We start from the raw sequence: 14301 nt of genomic DNA, 5'->3' as shown, positions 1-14301 counted from the left end.
CTGCGTAACGGATTGCCCGGTTCCAGCAGGCTGCGACGTTATGCCTCACTTCAGACGCTCACCATTTCCCTACAATCTGCAGCAGTTTTTAATTAGCGCCGTACTGACGACCTGCTTCGTCGCGTGCCCCCTTTACGCCATTGACGCTATCGCTAGTTACACGGCCATTGGGTATCTTCAGGAGTTTCCATGAATATCAAACCCCGTCGTTTCCCGGCCCAGCCTGGACGGCTATCGCTGGCACTCGTTTGCTCGGCGATGGCGCCCTTTACCCTCGCCCAAGAGGCTGAAACACAGCCCATGGTGATTCTCGTCAAAGGCAAACCCAGCCCACTGGAAAATGCTGAGCAGCTTCCCCCTTCAGTCGTCGATCAGCTACGCGCTGCCACCAGCGACACCGCCAGCCTGCTAAGGGACATACCGGGGGTCAGCCTCAACGCTGCGGGCGGTGTATCCAGCCTACCCTCTATTCGTGGACTGGCGGACGACCGACTGCGGATCAAGGTCGATGGTATGGACCTGATCGCCACTTGCCCTAACCACATGAACCCGCCGCTCTCTTACGTCGATCCCAGTAACATCGGCCAGATCAAGGTATTCGCCGGTATCACACCGGTCAGTGTCGGTGGTGACAGTATCGGCGGCACCATCGTTGCCGAGAAGTCGGAGCCAGAGTTCGCGCCTGCCGGCGAATCTGCTCTGAACAAAGGCGAGATTGGCGCTTTCTACCGCAGCAACAACAACGCGGTGGGCGGTAACCTGAACGCGACCCATGCCACTGAGGAGCTCAGCATCCACTACAGCGGCTCCTGGAGCAAGGCGGATAACTACACCGCCGGGGACGATTTCAAGACTACGTACGATTCCGGACGTCCGGGCCACACACTGCCACTGGACGAGGTCGGCTCCAGCGCTTACAAGACCCAGAACCATACCCTGAACCTGGCGTTCAAGGCGGGCGACGACCTGTTTGAGACGCAGCTGAGCTATCAGAACATGCCGGAGCAGCTCTACCCCAACCAGCGCATGGACCTGCTGGATAACGAACAGAGGCTGATCAACCTCGCCTGGACCCGCCAGACGGATTGGGGCCATCTGGAAACCCGCCTCTATCATGAGACCGTAGATCACTTCATGGACTTCGGCGCCGACAAACGTTACTGGTATGCCATGGATTCCATGGTCATGGGTGATGCGATCAACGGATATCCCTGCACCGTCGAGGGCGACTATGATCCGACCTGCGCTGCAGGTATGCCGATGTACTCCGAGAGCGAAAATACCGGCCTGAGCCTCAAGGCCGATATCGTCCTGAACCCTGAGCAGATACTCCGCGTCGGCACCGAGCTGCAGCGCTACCGTCTTGACGACTACTGGACCGCCTCCGGCGGCGGCATGGGGCCAGACACCTTCCTCAACATCAACAGCGGTCAGCGCGACCGTGCAGCGCTGTTTACCGAAGTGGAAACCGAGCACAATAGGCGTTGGACCACGCTGCTGGGGGTTCGCTACGAGCGCGTCCACATGGATGCCGACGAGGTACACGGCTACAACGATACCAAACTTAACCAGGGCCCCGAAGCCGCTGCTTTCAACGCTCAGGATCGCGATCAGAGCGATGACAACCTGGATCTGACTGCACTGGCACGCTATCGCCACGATGACACACTGGACATCGAACTGGGCCTGGCACGAAAGGTACGCTCACCCAACCTGTATGAACGCTACACTTGGTCCAGCTGGGCGATGGCCGCCACCATGAACAACTTTGTCGGAGACGGTAACGGCTATGTCGGTGATATAGACCTGAAACCGGAGACCGCCTACACCGCATCGGTCACCTTCGACTGGCATGACACCGACCGTAGCCGGACATTCCGAGCGACTCCTTTCTACACCTATGTGGACGACTATATCGATGCCATTGCGCTATCGAGTTGGACCGATGATCAGTTTAATGTGTTGCAGTACGCCAACCAGGATGCGCGCCTGTACGGTATCGATCTCTCGATGCATCTACCGCTGGTAAACAACGCTTGGGGTGTCTGGGGACTGGACAGCGTAATCAACTACACCAAAGGTGAAAATCGCAAGACCGGCGATGAGCTTTACAACATCATGCCGCTGAACGGACGCTTCACTCTGACCCAGCAGAAAGCGGGTTGGGACAATAGCGTCGAATGGGTGGTCGTCGGCGCCAAGGATGACACCTCTGACGTGCGTAATGAGATCAGCACCGGCGGCTACAGCCTGCTCAACCTGCGCGCCAGCCACAGCTGGCAGGCAGTACGTCTGGATTTCGGCATCGAAAACCTGTTTGACCGCGGCTACGCGCTACCGACCGGCGGCTCCTACATAGGCCAGGGCAAAACCATGTCGATGAACGCCACCCCTTGGGGTATCGCTGTGCCGGGCATGGGCCGCTCTGCTTACGTGGGCGTGAACCTGAGGTTCTAAGCAGCACGCCAAATCACCGACACACACAAAAAAGGGTGCCCCACAAAGGCACCCTTTTTTTATACACAGTTAAGAATCAGGCAAAAACGAAGTACTTACGAACAGTTTCAACCACTTCCCAGGTGCCTTTCATGGTAACCGTCTGGCCAACACATCTTCCCGCGACCGACTAGCACGCCAGCAATAAGCGCCCATCTATTTTTAAGTGGGCACTTATCATGACGACCGACACGATCCGCAAGCGTCGCCGCCATTCTCCTGAGTTCAAAGCCGCGGTGATCTCCGCCTGCCTCCAGCCAGGTGCTTCTGTCGCTCAGGTGGCGCGTGAACATGAGCTCAATGCTAACCAGGTGCAGACCTGGATCCGTACGGCTCGCCAACGGGGACTCCAACACAACAGGCTCCCGGCGCCGAACGATTTTGTGAAGCTCCCGCTGTATGCCTCAGCGCCTTCGGCTTCTTCCCCTGCTCACGAACCAAGCGAGATCCGTATCGAGATCCCCACGCTACGAGGCTCCATCTCAGTGTGCTGGCCGACCGCCGCTGCCGACCAATGTGCTCGCTGGCTCAAGGAACTGCTGCAATGATCCGCATTGATGAGATCTGGCTGGCCACCACGCCGATGGATATGCGGGCCGGTCCCGAGACGACATTGGCTCGGGTGGTGAAGGTGTTCGGTGAGGCCCGCCCTCACTGCGCCTATCTGTTCGCCAACAAGCGCGGCAACCGGATGAAAGCACTGCTCCATGACGGACTGGGTATCTGGCTCTGCGCCCGTCGCTTGAACCAAGGCAAGTTCCACTGGACCGAGATCTGGCGCGCGATCAAGCCCTTCAGCAGAGTCATCAAACCATCCAACAGCGCGATCTGAAAATAGGACAACTCACGTACGAAGTGGTCCTGCTCAAACACCATGAGTACGGCCAGCGTAGTGAACACCTCAACGTGCTTCAGATCAGCCTGCTGGACGAGGTGGTCGATGCCGATATTGCGGCGATCGAAGCGGAACTGGAGCAGCTGAACGCAGCAACGGCGACCAGGCCGGGGAACGCCAGCCCAAGCGCTCACCGCTCCCAACTGAACTGCCCCGTACCGAGATCCGCCATGAGCCGGAGAATACCCAGTGCCGCTGCGGCTGCCAGCACGCGCGTGACATGCTCGGTGACTGGACCGGCAAGCTGGTCTGCGATGACTATAGCGGCTACAAGGCGGGCTTCGAGCGGGGAATTACCGAGATCGGCTGCATGGCCCACGCCCGACGTAAGTTCATCGAACTGCATGTGGCAGGCAAGAGTCAGATCGCCGGCCAAGCAGTGGACTACATCAAGCAGCTATACAAGGTTGAGCAGGATGCCCGCGACTTGACCGCCGATGAGCGGCAACAGCTCCGGCAAGAGCACTCAAAGCCGATCCTCAAAACCCTGCATGAATGGATACTTGCGCAGCGGCTGAAAGTGCCGGACGGCACGGCGAGCGAATGCCTTGAACTATAGCCTCAAGCGCTGGGCCGCGCTGACACGCTATCTGGATGACGGGTCGATCCCGATCGACAACAACCCAATCGAGAATCTGATCCGGCCCTGGGCGCTCGGTCGGAAAAACTGGTTGTTCGCCGGCTCCTTGCGCAGTGTCCGACGTGCCGCTGCGGTGATGAGCCTGATCCAGTCCGCCAAGCTGAACGGGCATGAGCCGTATGCCTATCTGAAAGATGTGCTGACACGGTTACCGACCCAGAAGGCTAGTGCGATCAACGAGCTGCTACCCCATAACTGGAATCCCACCACCGATCACTGACAAGGTGTGATCACCGAACGCATACTCTGCAGCGGCTTAAAGAAGCAAGCAGATCGCCAACGCAGAAATCAAACGATTGACGGAGCGGTTAGGCAAAAGCCGGCTGCCGCTATCCCCCTTATGACCAGTCTTTATATTTTCCACTGATCAATTCTACGTCACCCATAAAACCATCCTTTTGGCTGATGAGCGGCCGTGGCTAGCTCACTAACATACGTTCGAAATTTGGAGAACCCTGCACTCACATCTGCCACGGACCGAGCACCATCATGCTGAAACCGCTGAACTACAAATCCGCAAAAACCTGTGCCCTCGCTGCCGCGACCACACTCTTTTTATCCGGTTGTATGTCTGGCGGCATCCAGTCGAGCAACTATCAGGACCGCTACCGCACCAGCCTTGAGGTGCAAGACCAACATTCCGATCAACCCGAACGCACCAAGGCACTTAAGCTTATGGCCAAGGGCCAGCTCGCCGAAGCAACAACCTATTTCAACAAGGCCTTAAAACAGGACTTCACCGATTCTTCACTCCAGTTGTTAAATGGCCTCAACTACCATTTACGCGCTCTAAGCGGTGACAGCGGCCTGTTTAAGCTCGCTGAGCAGGGCTACATGGCTGCTATACGCATGGACCCATCCAACTGGGTGACTCGCTACTATCTGGGTCTGCTCTATCTTGATACTGAACGCTTTCAGGAAGCCAAGTATCAACTTGGAAGCTACGTATTGCAGGATGATAGCGATCCGGAAGCGCTCTACTACCTGGCTGTTGCAGCCTACTACGCTGGCGATGCCGAAACCTCACACGCGGCGGCGCTACAGCTGTGGCAGGTATGCGATGGACAAGCGACTCCCACAATATCTCCTGATGCACTGCTTCGCCTAATGAGCGTGACCACCGCCGCAGTCAATGACACCGAGTCATCCAGTGAATTCATGGACCGCTACCTTGCCAAAACCGGCGACGTGAATCGGGCAGCGCGATTAAAGCGCCGTATCGAAGACTGGCACCATCTTTACACCCGTAAGGATCATCAGGAGGAGACGATTAGCTACTCCTCAAACGAGGACAGCTATGACTCAGATTTGGAGTTTGTGGATAACAAAATGGTCTCGGTCGATGTCGTTATCATCCGTACCGAGGAGGATCGCAGTACCCGTCGCGGCATAAACCTGCTCGACGGCTTGACCCTTCAGTTCGGCGACGCTGATAATTTGCTTCCCGCTTTCAGCCGTACCCGCACTCGTATTACCGACTTCAATGATTCGACGTTTAACGAAAGTACGAGAAGTATTGTTTCGACAATAACTATCCCTGCTGTCTCATACACCCTGAACATCCTTAACGATCAGGATCAGCAGAACGAGATCATTGCTCAGCCCACCCTTGTAGCACGTTCCGGCCAGACCTCAGAGTTTTTCTCCGGTGTAGAGGTACTTGGCGCGGCGGTTTCCGGCGGTGCCGGTGATTCGATCTCGATCGAGAAGGAGATTGGCGTCAAACTGGCCGTCACGCCGGAATTCGGACCTGATGGCCTGATCATCCTGAACGTTGTTGCAGAACGCACCTTCCTCACACAACCCAGCCGTTCGGTGGAGTTCGAGTTCCGTCTCGACACCACCAAAACAACCGTCAACGCCAATGTGGCCATGAAGTACGGCCAGACCCTGATTCTCAGTGGCCTCAACGAGCGCGATGTCGAGATGAATGCCGATGGCGTACCGGGGCTGAAAGAGGTACCGGGCGTCAACCTGCTGTTTTCACGTACTACCCGCCGCAACTACTCCAAGTCGGTTGTGATCCTGCTAACACCACACCCCACGCCCTATCTCTATGACAAAGAGCAGGCCTCAGGCCGCAAGTCACCCTTCGCCAATCAGGACTCCGATATTGCAAGCAATTTGAGTGACCGATACGAATACTGGTACCAGCCAACATCCTCTATCCGTCGAGTACTCAGGAACCTGTCAGGATCTGAACTCTATCGCTACTTCCAAACCGGCGACCTGGATATGGATGCCTGGTACAAGAGCGATTCACACCAGAAACGTCTGGAGCCGATTCTTTGAGACAGCTTTTGCGTATGAAGAGAAATTGTCTCAGCAATCTGCTGGCGCTAGATCTCCTGCGCCCGATGCGGCTTTTAGGGTTGCACAGCATACTGTTTATAGCCTCGGTACTCACATCACTGACCAGCCAAGCAGACGAAAGCATCAATCCCATCGATGACTGGATCGCCAGCCTTTACTGGCAACAGCTGCCGGGTGGGAAAGCACGAGATGTAGGCGCCAGCGACAGGGATGTGGTTTACGTTGTCAGCGACGAAAATCGACTCTACCGGTGGCGATTAGAGAGCGGTTGGCAACTGCTTTCGGGACATTTCCAACGCGTCGCTATCGATTCGGATCACAAACCCTGGGCGATTGATCGTGACAATAGAATACGTCGCTACAACGGCCTCTGGTGGGATCTGAAAGGCGAACTACGTGCCCGCGATATCGGTACCGGCAGCAATGGCATCGCAGCACTGGATCTAGACGGACGCCCCTATCTTTGGGAGGACTCTGAGCGAGCTTGGCAGGCCTTGAGTTACTCAGGCCACAACTGGAAGCTAGACCCGGGCTCACGAGTGGCGCTGGATGACGACGGCTCACCATGGGTCGTACTGTCATCTGGACGCATTGTTTATGGCAAGGATCAGCGGTGGCAGACCCTACCCATAGACGCGATCGATATCTCGGCAGGCGGACAGAACCATATGCTACTGATAGGCACAGATGGTAAGCCCTATCTATTGTCTGAAAATATGGAGCGCCACCCACTGCAAGGTATCGAGAATGCTATCAGCATCAGCGCCGGTGATAACAGTTCGCCCTGGATCATTGATGCCGAGGGCAACCTGCTGACAGCAACCAGCCTTATCTCACCAACTGAAACGCCTTCATCCGAAACTACACCCCTTGCCAAAGCGGAAACCGGTGAAACTAACCGCGATCAGACCGACACCAGACAGTCTGACTTTATCGCTGCGACACGCTCAACCGAACGCACCACAACCGAGCCTCTGATATTTAGGAAGATAAAAGACGCATCGGCTAATGAGATCGCGATTGGTCCTGATGGCAGCGTCTTCGCACTGGGTGCCGAGGGCGAACTTCTGCGTTGGCAGAACAGTCGGAGTCGATTCCTAGCCTTTCCCGGAATCTTGAAAAAAATAGCCATCGACCCTTATGGTCTCCCTTGGGGAATCAACACCTCAGGCGAAGTCTACCGCCATAGCGAAGGCGACTGGAAGGCGATACCCAATATCAAGGCAGCGGATATCACCATCAGCCCGCTCGGCCAGATATATGTCAGCAACAGTGCGGAAAATATCTTCCGCTACAATCCGCTACTCAACCGGTTTGAACGCATCAGCGGCGTTTTTGGCGAACAGCTTGCCGCTGCCTCCGATAACAGTCTCTGGATAGTACGTCAGGACGGCAGGGTCTACCAATGCCAACAAACCGAATGCGACTACCGTAAACGCAGCAATGCTGTGGATGTTTCGGTCGGACCGGAAGGTTCTGTGTTCATTACAACCGACAGAGGACAACTCTACCTTTGGGAGCGTGATGGTAGTCGTTGGATAAAGCAGTTTGATAACGCAGTGCATGTCAGCGTCGGTCCGGGCGGCTATCCGTGGGTTACCGACAGCAAGCAACAGGTATGGCGTACAGCTTTCTTCGAACGCGATGAGAGCGATGATCTCGCACTGGCTCAGCAAACATTGAATACAACGGTCGATATCGATACCTCGACGTCCGCAATCACAATTAGCAAACGGCTCCCGCTGACCCGAGTGAAAAACCCGTCTTTGACCGCTGGCACCAGCACGCTTTGGCTCGCCACAAACGATGCAGAATCACGGGTACACCTTATCGATACGGGTAGCGCAGGTAGCAGTGGAGCAACCTGGATAAACAGTTGGTGCCTGAACAACCCGACCGACATACCCTGCCTTGATACGGATATGTCCAACTACTGCCCATCCCCTGCCGGTCAGAATGACCCCGGCTGTCAAAGCTGTAACGACCCTGCCAATCAGGGTACTCAGCTCTGCACAGCGTACAACGGTTCCGGCGGCATAATCGGCTGGAACAACGGGTATTGCCTGCTTAATCCTCAGGATCCGTTCTGCGGCATGCAGCCAGGCTGCGGCAGCGCCGCCTGTGTCGACTGTAGCAACCCAGCCAGCCAGCTAGGTACCGTATGCGTCCTATTGAACAATGACACTCAGACGCTGACCGACAGCACAGTCTGGACCTCCTCATCCACAACCTATGCCTTCAAGCCTGAACGCAAGCTGCCGGATACCCAAGTAAGCTGGTACCTGACCGATGAGGACGGTCGGCGCTGGGCGATCGACCGACAGAATATTGTGTATCGGGAGACAAGCGCAGGAGGTGGACGCTTCCAAGCCATAGCGGGTACCGAACCTTCGGTTCCAGGCAGTAATATCAGGCAGCTGGCTGCAAACTCGGGTGAGGTGTTCGCACTGAATGACGCCCAAGAGGTTTTCCGCTTTGACGCCGACAGAAAACGCTTCCAGCGCTACGACCCGAGCACGCTCTATCGCCGCATCGCGGTTGGTTCATCCGGTGAGCTATGGGGAATTGACAGTGGCAACCGCCTCAAACGCTATCAGGACGATGTCGCGATCAATGTCCCTCGCGGCTCTCTCACCTCTGCCGACGAACTGGCGATCGGCAGCAACGGGACTGTTTATATTCTCGCCTCGCCCAACCGGCTAATGCGCTACTCACCTGCTAATGACCGGTTCGACGTGGTCAAATCCAACGTCAGTACGCCGGAACGTATTACGGTGGACAATGTAGGTCGTCTCTGGCTAATCGATAGTAACGCCGATATTTATAGGGTCCGTTAGCAACGCCCCCGTCATAGTGGCGATACATGGTGTGTAGAGCGATAAACTGATATCAGAAAAACAAAAAGCCCCGTTTCGGGGCTTTTGCTGGCTGACACATTACACCCTGTTATCTGGCGTAGTAGATCTCACCGTTGGCGTTGATAGCCCAGGGTTTACCATCAGGTGTCACAGCAACCGCAGTGGCAGCAGCAACTGAATCTTTGGTCACCTGCTTGGTGGAGATACTGTCCAGACGATAGATCGCATTGCCATTAGCATTGACCTTTTGAGTGCTGACGTACCAGATCGTTTTATCGGCGCCAATTGCCAGATCGCGCGCGCTAATACCCAAGGAGTTCCATTTGCTGCCGCTGCCCTGATACAGAGTATTGCCATTGCCGACTACGATAGCGCTGCCATCACCTAATGCAGCTACACGGCTAGCAAGTGCTGTCGTTTTTACAAAACTGGTACCTGACCACTTGAAGGTCTCAGACTTGCTATTGACGCCCCAAACGGAGCCATCGGCACCTGCTGAGATATCCTCCAACTCGCCTCTGATCAATTTAAATCCGCTCTTACCATAGCGGTAAATATTCGATGTAGTGGTCAGTGCCCATATTTCGTTTTTACCGACCGTCACCTGCTTGAAGCGAATACTGGATGACGGCGGCGTGAGCTTGTTCCATTTCTTCGCTGCCGTATCACGCTTGTAAAGATAACCGTCTGTGCCGACTACCCAGATATCGCCCTGAGGCCCGATTCCGATAGAGGTTGCCTGGCCGTCAACCTTTTCCCAAGCCTGTTTTATCTCCTTGCCGGCAACGATTGCACCTTGGTCCAGATCCACAGTGTCCGAGGTTTGCAGGATCTCGATATTGCTATTGGGATCCGAAGTATTGCTGATGCTAATTTGGTTTTCAGATGCCTGAGACAATCCTGTAGATAGCAGCAGAGAGGCGGCCAGCGTACCGCCCAGATATTTGCGCATGGTTCTTCTCCTCAATTGACCAAGTCGAGGAGCCTAACAGCGGTTGAACAGCCCCCGCATCAGCCGAAAGACTGAAATAACCGGCCCTGGGAGAGAGTGCATTGCACTGACCAACAGGACATAAGAAAAGATTTGGGAAAAGTTAATCAGATCAGGCCGTGCTCACCGACTGCGTATTCAGTAACCGTGTCATCAAGGTTCTTAGCTGAGCTGCGCGCAGCGGCTTGTGTAGACAAACCAGACCACTTGTCGCGATCTCGCTCATAACCTCCTCGCTGGTCTCGCCCGTAATGATCAACGCAGGGATATCGCCAATCACTGACCGAGCCCGATCTACAAAGATGCAGCCGTTGTAGTGTCCGGGCATACGGTAATCGACCAGCAACAGGTCAGGCCTGTAACCCGTCTCTAGTGCCTGCAATGCGCTTTCGGTCGAGGTCTCTATCTGGCACTCGCAACCCCAGCCGCTGAGCAATGAGTTCATCGCCCGAACGATATCGACCTCATTATCAACCAACAGCACCCGAACACCCGACAAACGGTTATGGCTCATCGTTTGGGTTAACGGATTCGGCTTTTCCTGACTCAGGGCCGGTTCAGACTGACCTAGGGGTAGTGTTATGACCAGTTCAGTGCCCACTCCAGGCTCTGATCTGATCTGTAATCGGTGGTCGAGCAAGCTGAGGATTCTGCGCACGATGGCTAATCCCAAACCTAACCCTTTCTGACGATTGCGCTCTTTATTACCGACCTGAAAAAACTCTTCGAAGATCTGCTCCAGATGCTCCCGGTCGATGCCGATCCCCGTATCGACGATATGAAGATCCACCTCACCCTTTCGGGTAGTGAAGAAAACACGCACCTCACCTTCCTTGGTGTAACGAAACGCGTTCACCAAAAGGTTAGTAATGACTCGCTCCAGCAGAATAGGGTCGGTATCCACGATATGCTTCTCGTGGCTGACCGACAGCATAACTCCCGTTCTCCGCGCCTCAACTGCGAACAGCTGCTCCAGCCTGGTCAGTAATTCATCGATATCGAAACAGACCTTGTCGGCCTTAACAGCCTCAGCATCAAGTCGCGAGATATCGAGTAACACATCAAGCAGATCGTTCAACGAGTTAAGACCATGTTTGATGTTATTCAGATCCTGTTTTTGTTCCGGCTCACGGACCTTACTGCCGAGCACCTCGGCCAGAAGGTTCACTGCATGCAATGGCTGGCGAAGATCGTGGCTGGCTGAAGCGAGAAAGCGGGACTTGTCCTTGTTGGCTTTATCGGCACGCTCTTTTTGCTCCCGCAGATCCAAGATCAGATCCATGTTCTCGTATTGAAGGCTCAATGACCGGACAATAACGCGGTTGATACTAAGACAAAACGCAAACGTCGCTGCCAGATAGGCAGTCGCACCGAACGCCATCCACTGATATACCGCCTGCTCCTGAATCACCATGTTAACAATAAGCGGTACCATCACCGGTAGAGCAAAGACAACATATGCTCTAGGCCTGGCAGACAGAGATGCCAGGCTTCCCGCCAGCATGCAGACAAAGGTCAATACTATGGCCACGATATAGGTGGGGTTATCAGCATCGAACAAAAATACGCCGGCACTGCCCCAAATCGAGCCAGCTATAAAAACGCCAGCGCATTGGATATAGCCATGCAGAGTCGGATCTTCATCACGCATTAGTGAGCGGTTGAACACACGATAGTGAATCCAGCGCAGCAGCGTGATCAGATACAGGGCACCCAGCCAGATATAAACGCTCGTGGAATAGTCTGTGCCGCTAAAGATCAGGGTAATCGGAATAGCGCCAAATACATTGCCCAACAGCGTAGCGGGGCTGTTGCGTTGGACAATCAAGACCCTCTCGGCGTCGATACGTTGCTGATACCTGGCCTGTAAGCCCTCTGTGGACGGGAGGGTATTCAGCATTAATCCAATCCGAGCTGATGAGCTTTCTTGATCGATTCAGAGCGACTCTGAGTATCAAGAATCTGAAAGATCGCACTGATATGAGACTTTACCGTCGCCAGGCTGACATGCAACTGCTCGGCAATTGCCTGATTAGAGAGCCCCTGACGCACAAGACGCAGCACCTCAAGCTGGCGTTGCGTCATATTGTGCTGCGCAGCCCAGTCTTCACTGGAAAACTGATGCGCATCCCCGGCGCTATCACCTCCGGATTGGTAGACCAGCTCACCTTTGGATACCGCTTCAATGGTCTCCAAGATCTGCTGGCCAGTGGAGGACTTGGGGATAAAGCTCATTGCGCCCAACTCAAAGGCTCTGCGGATATCATCCGGATCACGTGAAGCGCTGACGACAATGACAGGTACCAAGGAATGGGCTCTGGAAAGCGCTTCAAGCAGACTGAACCCGTCCATAATTGGCAAGCGCAGATCGATCAGCGCGATGTCGAACGCCCCACTCTTAAGTAGCGCGCAGGCATCCCGACCATTATTGACGGTAAGTATTGACTCAACCCGTTCTGAAGCGGCAAGCAGCGATGTCAGGCCATCGAGAAAGAGCTGATGGTCATCTACAAGCAGTATTTTCACGTCCTTTACCTGCGACACTGATGTGACTTGAGCGTGGCGATCTCATATCGTCCGAGAGCGGCCGTACTGTGCCGACACTCTCCGCAAGCTGCCTATCATACACCTTATCGTGCTCTGTAAAGGGACAAAAAGGAGTTCATTCTCAAGTTTAATCGCTCGTCGGAAATCACCTGAGGGCCATATTTGGCTGAGTTGCCGGCCCCGCGCAGAATGCCCGAACAGCAGGGAGCTCTGCACATTCGTCTTAGGATTACGAAGCCCGGGCACTATCGTCTTAAGTCGCGGTTTATGGTCACGCGACTATCCGTTAAGCAGGGAATTTAAAAAGCGGGGGACTTACGGCTTTACTGTCTATTGCTAAAAACTGAATCGCCAGACGGCAACAAGCGCCGTCCGGCAAATAAGGATCAGGCAAAAACGAAGTACTTACGAACAGTTTCAACCACTTCCCAGGTGCCTTTCATTCCGGGTTCAATCACGAACACATCGCCGGCTTTGAGGTGTTTGGGCTCTTCGCCTTCCGGGGTAATGATGCAGTAACCGTCGAGGAAGTGGCAGAACTCCCACTTCTCGTAATTGACTTCAAACTTGCCCGGGGTGCAGATCCAGGTACCCATGATCTTGCTGCCGTCAGCAGAGGTGTAGGCGTTCAGGTTAACGGTGTGCGGGTCGCCGCCGATGCGGGTCCACTTGGTGGCGTCAACCACTGGCGTCGGGCAGGTTTCGCGCAGCACAGTGATAAAGTCGGACATGTCAGCTCCAAGAAGATCGGATGAAAAAGGTCCGACATTATGCAGGCTGTCATGTCATGCCAGATGTCTGGCATCGACACTTAGATATGCCAAAGAGTAGGTATGCCAAAAAGGCGGCTGAGCAGTTAACCGCCCCGGAACCCCTTTCCGACCAGATAGACCTCGCGCGAGCGCGCTCGGGACGCTTCAGGTTTGCGCACGACAACGGTATCGAAGTGCTCCTTCACCGCTTTGACGAACTCTTCATAGCCTTCGCCGTGGAACACCTTGGCGATAAAGCTGCCCTTGGGCTTGAGCACCTGACACGCCATATCCAGCGCCAACTCAACCAGGTAGATCGAGGAGGCCTGATCGGCAGAGGCCACGCCGCTGATGTTCGGTGCCATATCGGAGATCACCACATCCACCGGCGCCCCGCCCACGGCGCTCATGATCCGGTCGAACACCTCCTGCTCGGTGAAGTCGCCCTGGATGAACTCCACATCGGCCATCGCATCCATCGGCAGGATATCGGACGCGATCACCCGCCCCTTGGGTGCCACCAGCTTCGACGCCACCTGGGACCAGCCACCGGGAGCCGAACCCAGATCCATCACCAGCATCCCGGGTTTGATCAGCTTGTCCTTGTCGTTGATCGCCAGCAGCTTGTAGCTGGCACGGGATCGATAGCCGTCGACCTGCGCCTGCTTTACGAAGGGATCATTGACATGCTCATCGAGCCAGCGAGCACTGCTTTTGGAACGGGTAGGACGGGCCATGACACACAACAACCGGATTGGAATGAAGAGCCCAATTGTACGCGCTCGTTGGGGTACAGGCCAACGGCTCAA

General features: G+C 55.0%; 10 protein-coding genes and 1 pseudogene. 6 read left to right on the top strand and 5 right to left on the bottom strand.

The window, feature by feature from the left end; translation table 11 throughout:
• Positions 1-189 precede the first annotated feature (189 nt).
• From ADIMK_RS14585 to ADIMK_RS14560, 6 genes and pseudogenes are all read left to right on the top strand, one after another.
• On the top strand, positions 190-2457 hold the full coding sequence (locus ADIMK_RS14585) for a TonB-dependent receptor plug domain-containing protein (protein WP_036189759.1): 2268 nt from the start codon (positions 190-192) through the stop codon (positions 2455-2457).
• Between the two features lie 218 nt (positions 2458-2675).
• Entirely contained in the window at positions 2676-3044 is a 369-nt protein-coding gene (gene tnpA / locus ADIMK_RS14580) for an IS66-like element accessory protein TnpA (RefSeq protein ID WP_036189757.1), read from the top strand.
• Positions 3041-3328 carry an IS66 family insertion sequence element accessory protein TnpB gene (gene tnpB, locus ADIMK_RS14575; protein WP_051692983.1) on the top strand — a complete coding sequence of 96 codons (288 nt, stop codon included), beginning with the start codon at positions 3041-3043 and terminating at the stop codon, positions 3326-3328. The genes tnpA and tnpB overlap by 4 nt, the downstream gene beginning before the upstream one ends.
• A pseudogene (gene tnpC, locus ADIMK_RS21750) lies at positions 3220-4251 on the top strand (IS66 family transposase). Before tnpB ends, tnpC begins: the two are co-directional and overlap by 109 nt.
• Before the next feature lie 269 nt (positions 4252-4520).
• Positions 4521-6323 (top strand): type II and III secretion system protein, encoded by a 1803-nt coding sequence (locus ADIMK_RS14565; RefSeq protein ID WP_036189755.1) that lies wholly within the window; start codon positions 4521-4523, stop codon positions 6321-6323.
• A 14-nt stretch (positions 6324-6337) separates the two neighbouring features.
• Positions 6338-9181, top strand: coding sequence for a tectonin domain-containing protein (locus ADIMK_RS14560; RefSeq protein ID WP_036189753.1), 2844 nt, complete (start codon positions 6338-6340; stop codon positions 9179-9181).
• A 109-nt stretch (positions 9182-9290) separates the two neighbouring features.
• On the opposite strand, the gene ADIMK_RS14555 is transcribed toward ADIMK_RS14560, so the two are convergent.
• The 5 genes from ADIMK_RS14555 to rlmE all read right to left on the bottom strand — a co-directional run bounded on the left by ADIMK_RS14555 (position 9291) and on the right by rlmE (position 14229).
• Positions 9291-10154, bottom strand: a complete 864-nt coding sequence (locus ADIMK_RS14555) for a tectonin domain-containing protein (protein WP_036189752.1) — start codon at positions 10152-10154, stop codon at positions 9291-9293.
• A 151-nt stretch (positions 10155-10305) separates the two neighbouring features.
• The gene (locus ADIMK_RS14550; RefSeq protein ID WP_036189750.1) at positions 10306-12093 is read right to left on the bottom strand and encodes a hybrid sensor histidine kinase/response regulator; all 1788 of its coding nucleotides are present in this window, start codon (positions 12091-12093) and stop codon (positions 10306-10308) included.
• Complete coding sequence (locus ADIMK_RS14545) at positions 12093-12719, bottom strand: response regulator transcription factor (protein WP_036189748.1); 627 nt, start codon at positions 12717-12719, stop codon at positions 12093-12095. The genes ADIMK_RS14550 and ADIMK_RS14545 overlap by 1 nt, the downstream gene beginning before the upstream one ends.
• 407 nt (positions 12720-13126) lie before the next feature.
• Complete coding sequence (locus ADIMK_RS14540) at positions 13127-13471, bottom strand: cupin domain-containing protein (protein WP_036189746.1); 345 nt, start codon at positions 13469-13471, stop codon at positions 13127-13129.
• Between the two features lie 125 nt (positions 13472-13596).
• Positions 13597-14229 (bottom strand): 23S rRNA (uridine(2552)-2'-O)-methyltransferase RlmE, encoded by a 633-nt coding sequence (gene rlmE, locus ADIMK_RS14535; RefSeq protein WP_036189744.1) that lies wholly within the window; start codon positions 14227-14229, stop codon positions 13597-13599.
• Positions 14230-14301 lie beyond the last annotated feature (72 nt).

The organism is Marinobacterium lacunae, from assembly GCF_000705555.1.
Classification (GTDB): Bacteria; Pseudomonadota; Gammaproteobacteria; order Pseudomonadales; family Balneatricaceae; genus Marinobacterium_D; species Marinobacterium_D lacunae.
This window is presented reverse-complemented; position numbering and strand designations above follow the sequence as displayed.

What these genes read in the sequence shown, in the direction of transcription:
- ADIMK_RS14585 (WP_036189759.1), top strand. Translation starts at nt 190, where the DNA reads ATGAATATCAAACCCCGTCGTTTCCCGGCCCAGCCTGGACGGCTATCG.
- tnpA (WP_036189757.1), top strand. Translation starts at nt 2,676, where the DNA reads ATGACGACCGACACGATCCGCAAGCGTCGCCGCCATTCTCCTGAGTTC.
- tnpB (WP_051692983.1), top strand. Translation starts at nt 3,041, where the DNA reads ATGATCCGCATTGATGAGATCTGGCTGGCCACCACGCCGATGGATATG.
- ADIMK_RS14565 (WP_036189755.1), top strand. Translation starts at nt 4,521, where the DNA reads ATGCTGAAACCGCTGAACTACAAATCCGCAAAAACCTGTGCCCTCGCT.
- ADIMK_RS14560 (WP_036189753.1), top strand. Translation starts at nt 6,338, where the DNA reads ATGAAGAGAAATTGTCTCAGCAATCTGCTGGCGCTAGATCTCCTGCGC.
- ADIMK_RS14555 (WP_036189752.1), bottom strand. Translation starts at nt 10,154, where the DNA reads ATGCGCAAATATCTGGGCGGTACGCTGGCCGCCTCTCTGCTGCTATCT.
- ADIMK_RS14550 (WP_036189750.1), bottom strand. Translation starts at nt 12,093, where the DNA reads ATGCTGAATACCCTCCCGTCCACAGAGGGCTTACAGGCCAGGTATCAG.
- ADIMK_RS14540 (WP_036189746.1), bottom strand. Translation starts at nt 13,471, where the DNA reads ATGTCCGACTTTATCACTGTGCTGCGCGAAACCTGCCCGACGCCAGTG.
- rlmE (WP_036189744.1), bottom strand. Translation starts at nt 14,229, where the DNA reads ATGGCCCGTCCTACCCGTTCCAAAAGCAGTGCTCGCTGGCTCGATGAG.